The organism is Vibrio sp. QJM3NY_27, from assembly GCF_057785955.1.
The window spans coordinates 2,066,943-2,084,529 of record NZ_CM173511.1; the positions used below are offsets into that span (position 1 = coordinate 2,066,943).

General features: G+C 43.5%; 12 protein-coding genes and 1 pseudogene. 4 read left to right on the forward strand and 9 right to left on the reverse strand.

What is annotated here, in order from left to right; translation table 11 throughout:
• Positions 1–98: 98 nt before the first annotated feature.
• The 3 genes from AC3CIA_RS09325 to AC3CIA_RS09335 form a co-directional block, all read right to left on the reverse strand.
• Positions 99–815 carry a 3'-5' exonuclease gene (locus AC3CIA_RS09325; RefSeq protein ID WP_054547418.1) on the reverse strand — a complete coding sequence of 239 codons (717 nt, stop codon included), beginning with the start codon at positions 813–815 and terminating at the stop codon, positions 99–101.
• Complete coding sequence (locus AC3CIA_RS09330) at positions 815–2,677, reverse strand: DUF294 nucleotidyltransferase-like domain-containing protein (RefSeq protein ID WP_488518028.1); 1,863 nt, start codon at positions 2,675–2,677, stop codon at positions 815–817. The genes AC3CIA_RS09325 and AC3CIA_RS09330 overlap by 1 nt, the downstream gene beginning before the upstream one ends.
• Before the next feature lie 227 nt (positions 2,678–2,904).
• Positions 2,905–3,624, reverse strand: coding sequence for a FadR/GntR family transcriptional regulator (locus AC3CIA_RS09335; RefSeq protein ID WP_054547416.1), 720 nt, complete (start codon positions 3,622–3,624; stop codon positions 2,905–2,907).
• 341 nt (positions 3,625–3,965) lie between these two features.
• Here AC3CIA_RS09335 and AC3CIA_RS09340 point away from each other — a divergent pair, with 341 nt between their 5' ends.
• The 3 genes from AC3CIA_RS09340 to AC3CIA_RS09350 all read left to right on the forward strand — a co-directional run bounded on the left by AC3CIA_RS09340 (position 3,966) and on the right by AC3CIA_RS09350 (position 7,164).
• Positions 3,966–4,742, forward strand: coding sequence for an SDR family NAD(P)-dependent oxidoreductase (locus tag AC3CIA_RS09340; protein ID WP_017092960.1), 777 nt, complete (start codon positions 3,966–3,968; stop codon positions 4,740–4,742).
• Between the two features lie 183 nt (positions 4,743–4,925).
• Entirely contained in the window at positions 4,926–5,648 is a 723-nt protein-coding gene (locus AC3CIA_RS09345; protein ID WP_488518029.1) for a FadR/GntR family transcriptional regulator, read from the forward strand.
• A gap of 148 nt (positions 5,649–5,796) precedes the next feature.
• Positions 5,797–7,164 carry an MATE family efflux transporter gene (locus AC3CIA_RS09350; RefSeq protein WP_488518030.1) on the forward strand — a complete coding sequence of 456 codons (1,368 nt, stop codon included), beginning with the start codon at positions 5,797–5,799 and terminating at the stop codon, positions 7,162–7,164.
• Positions 7,165–7,420: 256 nt separating this feature from the next.
• On the opposite strand, the gene AC3CIA_RS09355 is transcribed toward AC3CIA_RS09350, so the two are convergent.
• The 4 genes from AC3CIA_RS09355 to AC3CIA_RS09370 all read right to left on the reverse strand — a co-directional run bounded on the left by AC3CIA_RS09355 (position 7,421) and on the right by AC3CIA_RS09370 (position 14,639).
• Positions 7,421–8,458 carry a polysaccharide lyase family 7 protein gene (locus AC3CIA_RS09355; protein ID WP_048607052.1) on the reverse strand — a complete coding sequence of 346 codons (1,038 nt, stop codon included), beginning with the start codon at positions 8,456–8,458 and terminating at the stop codon, positions 7,421–7,423.
• 569 nt (positions 8,459–9,027) lie between these two features.
• Positions 9,028–9,909 carry an NAD(P)-dependent oxidoreductase gene (locus AC3CIA_RS09360; RefSeq protein ID WP_004733521.1) on the reverse strand — a complete coding sequence of 294 codons (882 nt, stop codon included), beginning with the start codon at positions 9,907–9,909 and terminating at the stop codon, positions 9,028–9,030.
• A 655-nt stretch (positions 9,910–10,564) separates the two neighbouring features.
• Complete coding sequence (locus AC3CIA_RS09365) at positions 10,565–12,643, reverse strand: DUF4962 domain-containing protein (RefSeq protein ID WP_371715968.1); 2,079 nt, start codon at positions 12,641–12,643, stop codon at positions 10,565–10,567.
• 217 nt (positions 12,644–12,860) lie between these two features.
• Positions 12,861–14,639, reverse strand: a complete 1,779-nt coding sequence (locus AC3CIA_RS09370; RefSeq protein WP_017076740.1) for a sodium:solute symporter family transporter — start codon at positions 14,637–14,639, stop codon at positions 12,861–12,863.
• A 134-nt stretch (positions 14,640–14,773) separates the two neighbouring features.
• Between AC3CIA_RS09370 and AC3CIA_RS09375 the strand changes: the two genes are divergently transcribed.
• Positions 14,774–14,995 carry a hypothetical protein gene (locus AC3CIA_RS09375; RefSeq protein WP_488518031.1) on the forward strand — a complete coding sequence of 74 codons (222 nt, stop codon included), beginning with the start codon at positions 14,774–14,776 and terminating at the stop codon, positions 14,993–14,995.
• A gap of 413 nt (positions 14,996–15,408) precedes the next feature.
• Here the strand turns inward: AC3CIA_RS09375 and AC3CIA_RS09380 are convergent, their stop codons facing one another.
• Together AC3CIA_RS09380 and AC3CIA_RS09385 are read right to left on the reverse strand one after the other, a co-directional pair.
• Positions 15,409–16,125 carry a FadR/GntR family transcriptional regulator gene (locus AC3CIA_RS09380; RefSeq protein ID WP_488518032.1) on the reverse strand — a complete coding sequence of 239 codons (717 nt, stop codon included), beginning with the start codon at positions 16,123–16,125 and terminating at the stop codon, positions 15,409–15,411.
• 392 nt (positions 16,126–16,517) lie between these two features.
• Positions 16,518–17,315, reverse strand: a pseudogene (locus tag AC3CIA_RS09385) (fumarylacetoacetate hydrolase family protein).
• Positions 17,316–17,587: the final 272 nt, after the last annotated feature.

A 17,587-nucleotide genomic window follows, 5' to 3' on the forward strand; every position in this document is an offset into this window, starting at 1 on the left:
ATTTTCTAAGACCTAAACAAAAGCCAGCTTAATCGCTGGCTTTTCTTCTTTCAAATCAATTCAATCAAATAAGAGCCGAGTACTTAACGCTCCTCACCCTAGTGGCTGATCCGATAGAGAAATGCAACGGTCACGTCATCGTTAGGCACAACTCTCTTTTGTTGAGCTAAAAACAATTCTGCAGTTGATACTGCATCAGCAAGCGCATTATGATTATTGTATTCAGGAAGCCCGTATCTTTGGCGAGTGCCTGCTAGAGTCAAATCCACTTCTTGATGGTTGCTGATCGCTTTCTCCATACTCTTTTCGATACACAATGTGTCTAGCCAAAGCAGAGGAATCGCTCGTAAACCGTAGCAGCGAAGAAGATATTGGCTAATGAACCTCTCTTCAACCATGCACGCGTGCGCGACAATAATCTTGCCTTTCGCTGCTTCGAAGAACGTCAGCATCGCATCATGAATAGAAGCGCCCTCTTCCAACATTTGCGGCGTAATATGGTTGATCACGGCGGTTTCGGCGTTGATCTGCGAATCGTTATCCAGGTAAATATGCTTGGCGGACGCTAAGTCTATTCGCCCCTTGACCACATCGACCCAACCCATGGACAGAATCAGATCTTGTTCGCTGTCTAGACCCGTGGTCTCAAGATCCAACACGATATAGTCACTGTCTTTGGCCAAGTCCGCCATCTCTGGACACGGCTGTTCAACAAGATCGTGTAGTGCTTCAGGCAGTTTAACCGTGTTTAGGTATTGTTTTCGCTTGCGCTTGACTCGCTCAAGCGGATGAAAATAATTTAACAATGCTCTCATTAGCGCGCTCCGAAACGAATCTTCGCCGCCTCTTGGAGATCAGCTATGATCCTAAAGGCATCTTTCAAGTGCTTACGTTCAAAGCTACCAAAACTGTCTGGGTTGATGTGGTTGTCAGGCACATCCCCGTTCTTCAGCGCTTCAAGTTGATGACCAAATCGGAAAGAGAGAATGAACTGGTAAGCACCCAGAATATTCTTAAATGCGTCATCGCTCAGCATGCCTTTTTCATTGGCAGCAGCGAAACGTTCATCAGTGGCTGACAAGTCGCACTCTACAGCAAGGCCATAAATACGCGCTAAATCAATAATCAAGTTGATGGCGTATTTCTTCACGTTCAAGGTTTTCTTGTTCTCACCCGATTTCTCTAACACCAAGCTGTTGAAGATACCCAAAGGTGGATTGGTATTGACCGCATCTTTCACGAGCGTACTTAGGAACTCACGGTTGCCGCGAATATTCGTATGCAGCTCATCACGAAGAATGCCTTCGAACTCACTGTTGCCATAAATAGTACGGATCTCTAGGAACACACTGATGTTGAGTAGGCGTTCGTACTCAGGGTTTGCGACCCATTTTTTATAGTAGTGCTTCCAAACATTGAGTGGCTGACACCATTTTGGCGTCGCTGCCATGAATTTACCTGGGCATAATGGGTAATCGCAGCTTGCCAACCCGTTGGTCACCATCATCGCTAAGTGTTTAAAGTAAATACGGTCACTGTCTGTCGCATCATCAGCCAGTACAATCGCGCTGTCTTGATCCGACAACATGTGCACTTCATTACGCGCGTGCGATCCGGCTACGATCCAAGAGAAATCACACGGTGGTGGGCCTAACTTATCAATCGCGATCTGAATCAATCGGCGGGTGTAGGCATCCATGATCATGGTCATTACCTTACCGACGGTTTCCGGTGCAACCTTGCCTTCCACCAGCGCTTCAAAAATAGCTTGTCGCTCTGGGGTAAACGAAGACATGGTTTTCACACTGCCCGCGTATTTGATTTTCTCGATTAAGAAGATCGCTTGGACACGGTGGTTTTGAACTAAGTGAGACGTGGTGAGGAGACCAACGACCTTATTCTCTTTCACGACGGGCAAGTTACGGATATTGAATTGCATCATTATAGATGCAGCATGCAGCACTAAATCATCCGGCTTCACTGTGAGTGGAGAGTGTGTCATTACCTCTGAGATCAGGCTATCAGTGCTGACACCGTGGGCGATCACTCGCTTAGTCATGTCTCGGTCGGTGATCAAACCAACAATGGTGTCACCTTCATAGATCACCGCACACGGTGAGCGTTGATGAAGCATTTCAACCGCAACCGACTGGATAGTTTGCTCAGACTTAACAATGGCCACCTGCCCGCTTGCTACTTCCTCGACTTTACGAATGAATAGGCCTTTCTCTTTATTTGACCACACCACATCCAATGCTGACTTTAAGCGAACCTGCGCCTGTGAAGCGAAGTGTTCTGCGCAACTTGGAAAGGCTTTGAAAAGCGTTTGAAGTGCCGAGTGTGGAATCACATAAAGTAAGGTGTTCTCAATTGCGATGGCTCTGTAGCCTTTCTCATCGTTAACTTCAGAATCTAAGAATGTAAAACCGAACAAGTCTTCGCTACCTAGACGTGCACGAAGCACACCGTCCGATTTTCGTTGCTCCATAGAGCCAGTTCGAATGATATAGAGCGACTTTTCCTTGCCCGATTCACACAGATCAACCACATCCCCTTTGCCGAGGTAAGTTATCTGAACATTAGAGGCAAGTTCACGCAGCGCTTCTTTAGGGATCTTATCGAAAGGGTCTATCTGACCGATAAACTGAAGAATATTTGGTAATAAAGACTGAGGCATAATCACACTCGCAATAATTTGATTAGTATTATTATATAACTAACAAGACTGGTTGCTAGTGGTTTTAACAAAACAGCAAAGAATAGGTCAAATATTGGACATCAGTCAGGTTTCCATCAAATTTAGATACAAAAAAAGCACGTATTAAACGTGCTTTCCTGGTGTGCCTTTTAGTTCCAATGAATTAGTTCCAACAAAGATTCAAAGTAAAAATCTTTTTAAAACCATTAACTAGCGATTGGTAACCTGTGGTTCGTTTCTAGCAAGTGACTCGCTGACGCTTGACGCGCTTTATCACTGTTCCCCGCCATGATTGCTTCATAAATTTGGCGGTGTTCTTCAATGCAGGTACTTCCTTCTTCAGAAGAGTGAGAAATAAAGTTAACAAACATAGTCGTCAAGATATTGCCGAATGGTAAGTAAAAGTCGTTCCCTGTCGCGTTGAAGATTAGGCTATGGAACTTCATATCAATATCTAGCCAACGCTCTTTATCAAGAATCTCTTCGCTAGATATCTCCACCATTTTTTGGAAGATTTCTGATAGTTCAATTCGTTGTTCCGCAGTTGCAAATTTTGCGGCCAACGCACAAGCTTCAGGTTCGATGGCACGGCGCAAGCCTAAAAACTGATGGCAGAATTGGTCGGTGTCAGCTAAACCGTCCATCCATTCGATCAATTGTGGATCTAAGAAGTTCCAGAACGCGCGGTCAACAACACGAGTACCAATCTTAGGGCGAGATTCTAATAGGCCTTTTGAAGTAAGAAGCTTAACCGCTTCTCTTAATGCTGTTCTACTGATGCCAAATTGCTCACACAGAGCCATTTCACCAGGGATAATAGAACCTTGAGGCAAATTGCCCGACAAAATACCACGGGCGATTTCACGTGCAACTTGCACATGAAGGCTTCGCTTAGAGCCTGAAATAGAATTGAAATGACCAGCCATGTGTCTACTTACTTATTAGATATGTATTATTTAATTCGTACTATAACACCGATTAATATCTCTACCAACTCAGCATCAGAATAACGTGAGGTCACGACCAATATAGGCTTGAGCATTATTTTGATAATCTTATAAGTATTAAGATCATCAAACAAAACAAATCCATTTATTCATACAAATAGTTCTCATTTACACATTTTTGTATGCGCGAACTCACAAAACCACTCTTACTCTCACTATTTATGTCGGTAATGATCAGTTTTTAGATGAACACTCTTGAATATAGCAAGTGTTATTGTATGATTTATTAACGCAAATAATCTACAATATAGGCGACTCTGATGTTTAACGATTTAAAAGGCAAACGCATTTTAATTACTGGCTCTACTGCTGGTATGGGCTTAGCTACTGCACGCATTTTTGCAAAGTACGGCGCAAAGATTGGCATCAATAGTCGTGCTTTCAGCCCAAAAGTCGATGACGTTCTTACCGAACTCACCGCATTGGGTGGCGATGTTGCGTTTTTTCCTGCAAACCTAATGGACACATTAGAGTGCGAAAGGTTAGTCAAAGAGTTCACTGACCATTTTGGCGGCATGGATGTGTTGATTAACAACGCAGGTGGCCTTGGTGGGCGTGCAAGTCTAGAAAATATCGATGACGAGTTTTATGAGCGAGTGATGAATCTAAATGTTCGGTCCGCGCTGATGACAACTAAGTTCTCTATACCACACTTGCGTGCATCTGCTGCTCTATCGGGGCAAACATCGTGTGTGATTAGCACGGGCTCTATTGCCGCTCGCGAAGGCGGTGGTGTGGGTGCTGGTATCTATGCCGCATCTAAAGCGTGGTTACACGACATTCACCGCAATTGGGTGAAAGAGTTCGCGCAAGACAATATCCGTTTCAACATTGTTTCACCGGGCACGATCGACACCGCATTTCACGATGGCAAGAGCGACGATCTGAAAGCGACCATTGCTAACAATATTCCAATGGGACGCTTTGGCAATATTGATGAAGTTGCCCCTTCATTTGCTTTCTTTGCATCGCACGCTTGCAGCGGGTACATCACAGGGCAAATCCTAGATGTTAACGGCGGACAGATAACGCCCTAGCTAGCTGACTTATATAAACTCATTAAGTTATATAAAGTCGTTAAGATCGTCACACTAAATAAGGTCATCAGACCCAAGTAGATGAGGGAAAACCTCACACTATATTAGACGTATACACTGACACTAAGCGCCAGATTCGTCTGGCTTTTTTTGTTTTCAAAGTTTCAATTTCAGGTGGTTTAAATGTCAATATTTACATTGGTGGAAGATTCAAGCCGCCGAATTCATGTTCAAGTCGCGAGACAAATTGCTCGCAAAATCTTGTCTGGCGAGTTGAAAGAAAATCAGAAGTTACCTAGCGAAATGGATCTGTGCGAGATCTTCGGAGTCAGCAGAACTGCCCTTCGAGAATCCACTAAGCTGCTTTCAGCAAAAGGGTTGATTGAATCAAAGCCTAAAGTGGGCACTCGTATCAAACCAAGAACGCAATGGCACTTTTTAGATCCGCAATTGCTGTATTGGATCCAAGACTTAGAAGACACTAAACCCTTCTTATCTCAATTCTTAGGCTTAAGAAAAGCGATTGACCCAGAAGCGTGTGCGCTTGCGGCATCCAACGCTACGGTAGAGCAACGCAAAGAGCTTTCGATTCTTTTCCAAAAGATGACCATCGCGGCAAACGGCTTTGATTATCAAGAGTGGACAACCAACGATCATCTGTTTCACCAAACGATTTTCTTATCGACGGGTAACCAGTTTTACATTCCGTTCGCGAACATTCTGTCGACGATTTTCAAACAATTTATCGACCACTCTGCCGAAGGCGGTCGTTTCTGTTTAGAAGAGCACAAAGCGATATACGACGCGATTATGTCAGGCAATGCGAATCAGGCTCGAGTAGCCTCTCAAGCTTTACTTGATGATGAAAATCAAAAGCTGTCTAGGGTTGAATTAGCCATCGCATAACCAAGATTGACCAGACTGACTCGTGTATCCCAATACACGAGTCAGTCATGTTTTAGCGCCCATTTTTAACCATCCATTACCGTAGTGTTTCATCTTTAAATGTTGAACTCGGGTCCTCTCAGAGAAAACTTACGGTTACACACATAAGGTGTTGTTTGTGTCTACACAATCGTATGTAAGGAAAAATTTCTCTCTCGCCTGGCCCCTAGCCCTAAACGGTATATTGATGCAGTCGATGTTGATGATCGATACACTGCTGGTTTCTTCTCTTGGTGAAATACCTTTGGCTGCCATGGGAATTGCGACGACTATGGTTGCCTTTGTACTCGGTATTCAAATGGCGCTGGCAAACGGCACTCAGCTAGTATTGAGCCGCGCCGTGGGTTCTGGCATCACCGCTTCATTATCCAAAGCGTTTTGGGCAGGTCTGTTCATCAACTTAGGTATCGCGACAATATTTTGGTTTCTGCTCACCTTTTTAGAACAGCCTTTAATTCAAGCCTTAACCGACGATAAAGCCCTTTACCTAGAAATTAGCCACTACCTTGATATCTCAAAGTATCTCGTCATTTTCACAGCATTAACGCAAGTGATTATCGCCCTATTTAATGCATTAGGAAGAACCAAAATACCATTTAAAGGGTATTTGATTGAATTGCCGATCAACGCTGTACTTTCTTATGGACTCATTCACGGCTTTTCGAATTTCGAAGGTATTGGTGTTCAAGGCGCCGCGCTAGGCAGTGTTATTGCTATCACCCTTCGCCTTGTGTATCTGGTTCTTTGCGTGTATTTGAGCTCAGCAATTTCACTCAAATTAGACGCCCAGCAATCTGAGTTCATGACAAACGTTCGTCGTCACTTTATCGAGATATTCCCTGTCGCAGCAAATGTAACCATGCTATTGATTGGCGCAACGATTTATCAGTTACTGTATTCGCAACTTAACATCAACGCGTATGTTGCGATTACTTTAGTGATGCCTTGGATCAGGGCTGTCTCTCAATTTATTACTGCTTGGGCTCACTCTTCCGCGATTACTATCAGCCAAGCGATTGGCTCTAAAAAGATGGATGACCTAGTCAAAAACGTCGATACCAGTATCGATATCGCAGTAGTCATTTCTTTTGTGTGTGCAATCTTGTTCGCAGGATTAAGTCTGGTCATTGGTGACATTTACCCGAACTTGGATGAGTCTACCTATCAAGCATTGGCCGTTATCGCCCCACTCTACATCTTCTTGCCGATTGTCCGTGGCTACAACACGGTTCATGGGAATGTATTAAGAGCACTAGGAAAAACGACCGCAGTCTTCAAAATCAACTTTACTGGTCAATGGGTAATTTCAATTCCATTGTGTGCATTGATCATCTTTGGATTAGACGGTTCTATCTTTTGGGCGTTTGCTATCCAACCATTCGAAGAGATAGTTAAAGCTTTCCCATTCCGTCACTTGGCTCGTAAGTCTCTTAAAGAGTTTGATGCCGACAAAGCCAAAGAGTTGATGTATGACTAAACTCCGTATCTAATTGCCACCAGAGCTTTACTCTAACTTTCTAAAACAACCTTGTCTTTTGACAAGGTTGTTTTGTTTTAGCTGTACTTTTCATTGGTAGGCTTCAGCACACCCTCGGTGATACCAAGGTCACATTAATACCAAGGTCATCTTAAAGCTCATATAAAACAAAAAGACCACTCAACAATCGGTTAAGTGGTCTTCGATAATATTCCTTAAGGACTGCGTCTAGTTAGCTTATTGGTTATGTTATGTACTATTTACCATTCAACTTAAGTGCTGAGAAAGTCACACTGTTGTAATCGCCATTCTTTTTATCGACAGCGAAATCGCCAGTACCGCCACAACCAGGCCCCCATACAGGGTGAGAATCGCTCACGCTACATTGGCCGTATGCGCCCGCTTTGTAATAGAAATCATCTTCAGCATAACCCGTTGGTGAGTCAAGCTCATCAATACCCTTGCTCAGGTCGATTTCATACTTAACCGTATCGTGACGCTCTGTTTCAAACGTTAGGTACATCATGGTGCCTTTCACTTCCACTTTGTAGCTAAACTCTTCACCAAGAGCAATGCCCGCTTCACCCGGTTCCGCTGGGTTTTCCCAAGTGTTACCCCACACTGGATAAGCGATATCGGCACGGTTAGGATCTTTTTTCTCTAGGTTACGTTCATAGTTCCAGAATACTGAACCCATTTCTTGATCAGGAAACTTCTTATAGAAGATCTTTAGTGGTTCATTGCCGTGACCGTAACCGGTTCCAGCTTTGATTAGCTCGTTGTGTTTTTTAGCATGAATCTGACCAACCACAACAGAATGCGCTGGGTATTTTTCTGGGAACTTAGCGTTAACTGAGACGTGATTCACTTTTAATGTCGCTTCTAATGTTCCGCCCACAGCACTATATTCACTAGCCGCTGGGTGACTCGACAGTGCCCACTGGTTTCCTTTATCAGCCGTATCGATAGAGAAATCTGCGCCTCTTGGCATTTGTCGTAATTCAGAACGCGCATTCTTCGAGTTTTTCGTCGTAATCGCTTGGTTCTGCACTTCAAATACAAGGTTGCCGTCTTTATCAAGATGGAAGAAATCACTATGTGAGTAGCTCATCATAGCGACCCCTTCTATTTCATCAACGCGACCATCTTCATTAATATCTGAAGGTATGGTTATTTTCCAATTATGCATATCGAATTTATCGGCAGGTACGGGGTAAGAAACACCGTTATTTGCGAACGACACAATAGGTACTGCTGATAGCAAAGCTACAGCAAGCATATTTTTTTTGAACATCCAAATTATCCTTAATAACAAACGAGTATTTGTAGACCCATCAATATTAAATTAGGCAGTACTACCCTAATCTGTAATAACAGGTTTATTTTTTATTGAATAAGCTAACTTGTAGAAATGGGCTTCGCTTTCACCATTTTTAAATTGGTTATAAACGCCAGCCTTATAATAACTCACCATATCTTTCCAATAGCTAATGTCGTGATTAACTACAGTGCTGTCGTTATGGTTGATGATTAATCTTTGGTTACCTACGTAAATATCAAATTTGTCCGAGCCTTTTTCAGCTATCGGGCCAAGCGGTAACTTTATATAAGCTTTCTTACATTCCGCTGAGCCTTTATTGCCGCTCTTGGAGCTGCAGTTAACCGCATTATTTTTTATGATTGCCCAATACCAATCGGTCTTACCGCTTCTATTTGCATCATAGAAGTAGAAGTAGAAGTAGAAGTAGAAGTAGAAGATTTTAACGAGAGAACAAAGGTTTGGGTATGGCAGATAAAAACGAACCTCGCTGAGGTATCGCTGCCTAAAAAGACAGGCAATACCCTAGCGAGGTCGCACGTCGATTACTTCTCTAGTTTAGCGAAGTAGTCGAAGATTACTGGTACGTCGTTGTTACCCATGCCAGCATCAACAGCAGCTTGTAGGCTTGTTGCAGTACCTTGAGCGATTAGAGACTCAGTACCTAACTCTTCACAAAGAGCAAGGAAGTAACCAAGGTCTTTGTTTGCGTTAGCAACAGAGAAACCTAGCTTCTCTTCGCCGTCTACCGCGTAGAACTTACAGAATTGCATGAACGGAGAGTTAGATGGACCTGCAGACATGATGTCAAACAGTTGTTGGCCATCAACACCAGCGCGTTGAGCAACAGCGAAAGCTTGAGACATAGTCGCAACAGTTGTCATACCCATGAAGTTGTTTACAAGCTTAGTCACGTGACCTGAACCTAGAGCGCCTAGGTGGAATACGTTTTCGCCTTGCTCTTCAAGAACAGGTTTAACTTTGTTGAAAGTTTCCATGTCGCCAGCAGCCATGATGTTCAGAAGACCATCTTTAGCGTGTGCAGGAGTACGACCTAGAGGTGCGTCGATCATGCCCGCGCCTTTTTCAGCAAGAGCTGCGCCGATTTTCTTAGTAGAAGCAGGGATAGAAGTACCGAAGTCTACTAGTACTGCGCCTTCTTTGATGCCCGCTAGAACGCCGTCTTCGCCGTAAACGATTTTTTCAACAACAGCTGAAGTTGTAAGACAAAACTGAACGATGTCACTTGCAGCAGCTAGTTCTTTAGCAGAAGTGAATGCAGTCGCATTGCCGCGATCTGTAACGCGAGCAACAGCTTCAGCGCTTAGATCCATTACGTTTACGTGGTAGCCGCGCTTTTGTAGGTTTTCAACCATGTTGCCGCCCATAAGACCTAGGCCAATGAAACCGATTACAGGTTTAGTCATGTTCAAACTCCAAATATAGTATTGTATGATTATATGGTCATTATAATAACGACGTCTTTTCCGTTACGCAATAGTTTTAGGGCATTGATTCGATGGTTCGATGCAAGTTGTGACGGGGATTCACTTTACGAGAAAATATGGGTCACGCTTTGTACTTACAGGAACTATTTGCCACTTTAAAAACCGTCTATTGATGAAATAACATTCGTTAAATGTCATACGATTAGTAAGAACAAGCTACGCCTTTACCTATGTATAGTTCACTACTCCCTTACTCAGCCAGTGATTAAACTGTTCACGCAGAAGTAAGTCATATCAGTATTTACGAAAAAGGGGTTGGCGCCCTATTCTTCTAACAAAGCGAGACATGCGGGTCTCGTATACGACTCCTGCACATTTCATTGAGCATAGTGGCTAAGTACATACCCAGTCTTTGTGTGTATCAGCTTCCAGGTTTAACCCTCGAGCGACTGACTTGGCATCGAGAAGCGATTGATCTCTTGGCCATTTAGTTTTCTTTCAACCTGATGGGGTTCCCGACGTTGCCAGCTAATACAACTTAACTGACTTATCCAATTTAACTGGCTAGCCAAACAAAAAAACTCCGAGCTTTCACTCGGAGTTTTTAATATCTAGCTTCTGTTACTTCAGCGGATTACAGTTCGATTGAAACCGTTTCACCGTCAACATTGAGTAGTAGCGTGTTGCCTTCAAGCTTATGAGACACTTCAACTTGCTCGCCTTCGTTCTTATTAGGAACGAGAAGCGTCAGGATGTTGTGCTCTTTCGATGGCTTGAATTCCACTTCAACGTGACGGTGGATTTCAAGATCTTTGAACTCGTATGGGTCAACTTCGCCGAAGCCTTCAACGTTCTTAACTGAAGTGATGTTATCAGCAGACTCGTTGATGAAGTTTACGTCTAGGTGTGCAACTTCGCCGCGGATAGTGAAAGACTTGTCTGCCACTTCGTTTGCGAAAGTTGTGTGCATTAGCCAAGTCATGTCTTTCTCTTCAGAAAGCGTTGCCTTGTCTTGCATTACGAATACTTTACCTTGAACGAACCAGACTTTACGCTTGTAAGATTCGATTTCAGGAACGAAGTACTTGTAAGATTCCGTTGCATCACCTTCAACCATCTTCACATCAGATTCTGTGTCGAAGTCAGAGATAGTGCCGCCCGCTTCGATACAGAAGCGATCTTGGTGGTTTTCGTAGCCTGTGTTCTTGTTCTCGCCGTACTGACCTTTACCGCCAAACAGTGGAAGGTTTTTAGAGAACGTTTGACGACGCCACTTAGTGTGCATGTCTACACCGAATCCACCGTAGTAACCTGTTACTGACGCTAGCGTTTCACCAAATGCATGAAGCGTAAATGCGTTTTGGTCACCGTGAGAGTGGCTGATTGAGCCAAACGGAGAACATTTGAATACCATGTGAATATGGTTATCACGCTCAGTCATCTTATTGTGGAATGCAGCCCAACCCGTGATTGGGAATACTTTCAACAGTGGATCGTTCGATGGTGCTTTCTCTTCAGGTGCATCCCAAAGGAAGTTAAAACGAAGATCGTCGTAACCGAAGTCCCACCAACCAAAGTTGTAGAATTTAGTGTGTGCTTCAGTATCACGGCCTTTCAGTTGGTTGTAGTACCAAACGTACTCAGGCTTCTGGTTAACACCTGCGTAGTGCTTGATGTTGTAAGCCAGTTTTAGACCTGGGAAATCGCCGATTGAAGACTGGTCACAGAAGCTCGCGCGCTTAGAGTGAACAGGCATACAATAAAGCGGGAAGTCACCGGTGTTTTCATAGAATGTTTTGTTAAACATGTCTACGCCACAGTATGCTTTCAATAGGTCGAATGCTTCGCCTAGGAATGCCGTTTGTGTGTTCCAGTAGTCTGGACCTTCAGCCCAACCGCCGTCTACACCACCCCATGGTGGGTAGTGTACTGCGTAGTATTCTAGAGCGTAAGCGATGTACTCGCCTGCTTTCGGGTGATCATGGTAAAGCGCGATACACGTTGGGATGATAGCAGAAGAGATAGAACGAACACCGTGGCTGTTTAGCGGGTTATTTAATAGATCAACCGTCACTTTCAGGTGGTGCATGATTTCGTCTAGACGCTCAATCAAAGCATCTTGAACTTGCTGACGTTCTTCATCTGTGAAGTAGCCGTGTAGCCAGTCGTAACCCCAAGCCATAGCAGCGATAACACGAAAAGCCGCTTCATCGTTATAGCCACGAGAAGTCACGCCTTCTGGATCGTACGTAGACAGTTTTAGAGTCCAAGCTTTTGCTTTCGCAATGAGCGCTTCATCTTCTTTCACAACACCAGCAATCGCTAGGTTACGTGTCGCGTTCAGTGCCATTTGGCAATCAACGTACATTTGACGCCAATAAGGACGCCATAGAGAAGCTTTACCTACCGTCTCAGCTGGGTACGCTTGAGGCTCTTCAAAAGGAGCAGTCTCAAGGAACTTAACTGTCGAGTTGTTGTAGAAGTCATCAAACATGCAGTGAGCTTCATCAGCTTTCACTTTCGCTTTGAATTCTTCTAACTGATCAGCTTGAACAAGAAGACGCGGACGTGCTTCGCTCAAGGTGTCTAGGAATGATAGGTCAAAGTCACGTGTTTGAACTTCGATAGGGAGTAGGTCTACAAGATTACCTGCTGAAGTATCGTTTTCCAGCTTCATCTTCCTGATTGCATCAAGAGATTTTTGGTCGCTCATTCTAACTCACTTATTTTTCAAGTTGATTGAAAGGAATTAGCAATAATATACGTCTTATTGTAGGACAATTGAATGTATTTCGATTCGATTGAACCACTTTGTACAGTTTTCGTGATTTAGGTCAGATATCTTTCACCTGACGGTTTTCCGGTTCCGCAGAATAAAAAATGCGACGCCCTTTCGAGTCGTCGCATTCTATTATAAACGTTTCTATGTATTAGCTTTCGGTTACTGCTTTCGCTTGCTTGCCGCCGTCATCGACCGCTTTCACAAGTAGAACACCGACACCACCAACTATCACACCACATAAGATGAAGACTAGGCGTCCCCACATTGGGTTAGTCAGAAGAGCCATCAACATGATACCAACACCCGCTACCGCAATCAGTTTACCAAGCATTTGACGTTGTTTGTTATCCAACACTTTTTGCTCTGCCGATTCAGCTACTAATGGTGTATCTAAGTTGCCAAAGAACTTATCAACATCCGCTTGACGTTCTTTTGATAGAGGCTTGTAGAACATCGTAGATAGTACGAAGAAGCCACCAGTTAGCGTGATGTGAGCAATCAGACCAATCGCAACTTTAACATCAGACCATTCACGTCCTGTTAGAGTATCAAGACCAAACGCCGCTGCTACCATCTCTGCGTCGATAACAAAACCAACCACATAAGATACGATACCACCAACAACTAGCGTGCCCCAACCAGCCCAGTCCGGAGTCTTCTTGATGAAGAAACCAAGGAATGCAGGAATCGTCATAGGGAAGCCGATTAACGCACCCACGTACATCATCGTATCAAACAGGCTCAAACCTTTTAATGAGTTGATGAACTGTGCGATTAGGATAATAGCGAAACCAAATACCGCTGAAGTAATTTTAGATACGGTTACTAACTCTTTCTCTGATGCTTGACCTTTACGAACGATTGTTTCGTAGAAGTTCTTAACAAAGATACCTGAGTTACGGTTTAGACCTGAGTCCATTGAAGACATTGTCGCTGCAAACATCGCGGCAACTAATAGACCAACCATACCTGCTGGCATGTACTCTTGTACAAAGTATAGGTAAGCAAAATCACCCGCTTTTTTACCTGCATTCGGGTAAGCCGCTGATAAATCGACACCTTGACCTGCAATGAACCAAGAAGGCATGAACCAAATAAACACACCACACAACATCAACACACAAGCAAGCAGTGCGGCTTTCTTTGCATTCTTTGAGTCTTTAGCAGCTAGGTAACGGTAAGAGTTAAGCATGTTGTTAGTAATAGAGAATTGCTTGACGAAGATGAAGAATGCCCAAATCGTAAAGATGCTTAGGTAGTTGATGTTGTTGCCCCAAAGGAACGAACCACCATCTTGCACTGGGAAGTTGTTAACAATCTCACCAACACCACCACCTTGAACAACCGCTACAACCGCGCAAGTTACCGTTACCGCCATGATGATAACCATCTGCATGAAGTCAGATGCGATTACCGCCCATGAACCACCTGTTACCGACATCGCCAACACCACTAGGCCAGTCACCCAGATAGTCATGTTCATGTCGAAACCGAAGATACCCGAAGCGATGATTGCCAATGCGTTTAACCACACACCCGCAGATACCACTGAGTTCGGCATTGAAGACCAAGTGAATACTTGTTCGTTGGTCGCACCAAAACGCATACGAATCGCTTCAATTACCGTAACAACGCGAAGTTGACGGAATTTCGGCGCGAAGTACGCGTAGTTCATGAAGTAACCAAATGCGTTGGCTACGAAGATGACCGCTACAGCGAAACCATCGTTATACGCTTTACCTGCTGCACCGGTGAATGTCCATGCACTAAACTGGGTCATAAAGGCGGTTGCACCAACCATCCACCACAACATGTTACCGCCCCCGCGGAAGTAGTCACTAGTAGTGCTTGTAAATGTTCTAAACATCCAACCTATCGCAATCAAGAATAGGAAATAAATGCCGACAATAATCGTGTTGAGTTCCATCGTGTATCCTTTGTCCGTTATAATTTGTTACGAGGACTATAGGAAATTCGACTCTTTATTTGTAGTACAATAATCCAAATAAGTGATGGTGATCTTATTTTAATTGATTAAGTTAATTATATATATGACATAGGATGGAATATGGCCAATCCATCAAGGCAATTACTGATATTTTAGATAAAAATTTGACCAATCAAAAAATAAAACAAAATAATAATTTAAATCAGAAACTTACACAAACAAGTAAGACTTTACGCACTAAATTAAAAATGCAACCAAATACATATAAATATAAAGCCCTCAAAAATAATCAAAGCCAAGCCAAAGGACAACCCAGCCCATTAATCACACAATAAACCAGTGTTTTTATCGAAATCGAGCGGGTAATATCATTAGAATTCAATTTAAATATCTAAATATTAAATCCACGAACCCTGTTTGTGTTATCCCAGATTTAGAATACTTAGAAGTAAAAAATCCCGGCTGTCGCATAACTATTTGTCTGATACGGACAGTCTAAAAATGTGTGTTTAGAACGATACTTGGGGATTGTTACCCAGACGTTAAAAATAAGGCGGGTTGTAACGAGGAAGAATAGCTTAACTGACGTAGCGAAAAGGCTGACCCAAAATAGTGCTACACATGGTGCAACACGCTTTCTAAAAACAAAAAAGGCATGCACTTGGCATACCTTTTTAAATCATTTATCTGAGCGTGTGCCTGTTCATCTCGATGTGAGATGGCTTAGGTGCGCTTTAAATCATTTCTATTACGCTGTAGCCAAACGGTGGTTGGCATCTTGCAAGTGAACGGCAGAAGCAATTCTAGCCTTGTCACAATCACCGGCCATGATAGCTTCATAGATTCTGCGGTGTTCATTAATACATGTGCTTCCCTCTTCAGAAGAATGCACGATGAAGTTAACAAACATCGTAGTCAGAATATTGCCGAACGGTAGATAGAAGTCGTTACCTGTCGCATTGAAGATCAAGCTATGGAAACGAGTATCAATGTCTGTCCAACGTTCTTGGTCAAACACTTCAACTTCATCTACTTCTACCATCTTTTGGAAGATCTCTGAAAGCTCGATACGTTGTTCAGCCGTCGCAAATTTTGCCGCCAATGCACACGCTTCAGGTTCAATCGCACGGCGAAGGCCTAAGAACTGTGAACAGAATTGGTCTACGTCGGTTAGGCCGTCCATCCATTCAATCAGTTGAGGATCAAGGAAGTTCCAGTATGCGCGGTCTACTACACGAGTACCGATTTTCGGGCGGGACTCTAACAGACCTTTAGAAGTCAGTAGTTTAACGGCTTCACGAAGTGCCGTACGGCTGATACCAAACTGTTCACACAGCGCCATTTCACCAGGAATAATAGAACCTTGTGGCAGTTCACCAGACAAGATTCCACGAGCGATTTCACGCGCTACTTGCACGTGCAGGCTGCGCTTCGAGCCCGAGATTGAATTAAAAGTGCTAACCATAAGTTCACTTATTTTATATGTTATGTTTATGTATTATTTAAGGATCACTATAACAGGATTTCAACCTAGCGCCAATTGAGTAAAATAGCAACGAGTCGCTCTCTATTAATTTACTCAATGAATCAAACACTTAGAAAGCATCTAATTTCTCTTAGCTAGAAACACTGTGTTACACCACTAACAAAACCCTCGCCGAGCATGTAGGTCCGTCATTCTCGTTTTCTCTGATCGCTTCCAAAAACATCACTCAATTGGGCTAAAATAATGGAACCGAAAAACGGTTAGTTTATTCACTACACAAGTTAACCTAGTTCAAATGAATAGGTTCAAGTCGTCTACGTACTGCAGATTCAGACATAAGCTCTGTAGCTCCCAACGCTAATTCAATTCCATCAGAACCGCACTTCGTTGACCACAGTCCCTATCCCTTCAATCGTGACACTCACTTGGTCCTTGTCGGACAAAGCATAGGTTCTTCCCGGCGTTCCCATGAAAATAAGATCGCCCGGTTTGAGGGTAAAATAGTGGCTCAAGTAGCTGATGACTTTTGTAGGTTTGTGAATCATAAACGAAGTATTCTCTTGTTGAACAACCTTGCCATTTACACGCGTGGTTAATTGCACGTTGTTATAATCGATACCACGAACAATCGTATTACCAATGGGGCCAAAGCCATCTGAAGCTTTCGCTCGTAACCATTGTAAATCCGTGCCTTGCCAGCTCCTCTCTGTAATATAGTTACCCACCGTGACACCAAAGATCGCTTGCTCGGCTTCTTCTTCACTAGCTTGACTGAGCTCTTTCCCAATCACAACCACCAGCTCGCCCTAAAAATGAACATTTCTTGCTTTTGGTGGCACTTGAATCACTTCACCTGTAAGAATCAAAGAAGAAGGAAGTTTAAGAAACATCGGCGGTGGTGCATCGGCAGATGATGCTAGGTGACTGGCGAAGTTCATCCCGACGGCGAAGACTTTCTCTGGTTTTGTCGGCAGTAACACCTCAACCGACTCTAACGAGATCGATTTTTTTGCTACCGAATATTCTCCAAAGATATCGCCGATGACCGGTAACACAGCGTCATTGTCTAGCTTTCCGTAACTGACTTTGTCTTGGTATTGATAACGGACGAAATGCTCACTGCTCACCTCAACATTGTTATTTTCTGCCGCCAATGCGACGCCAGACATCGTAACTATTGCCAATAACCACTTCATCCTTGAATCCCTTCAATTTTAAATCCTAAATTATACTTTAGCCCACTCTGTCGGATTCGAAGGAAAAGGGAAGCTCTGTAGCCCTCTCTCTTCCCCTTATAAAAGCAGCACACATAAAAAAACCGAGCAACTCGCAGTGAGTTACTCGATTTGACTTATTCCCGATGTTTCAGTCGTTGTTGGTATCAACGAACGATTTTTCAATCACGACTGAATTCAATGTGATGCTTCGTTCCCGCAAAGCA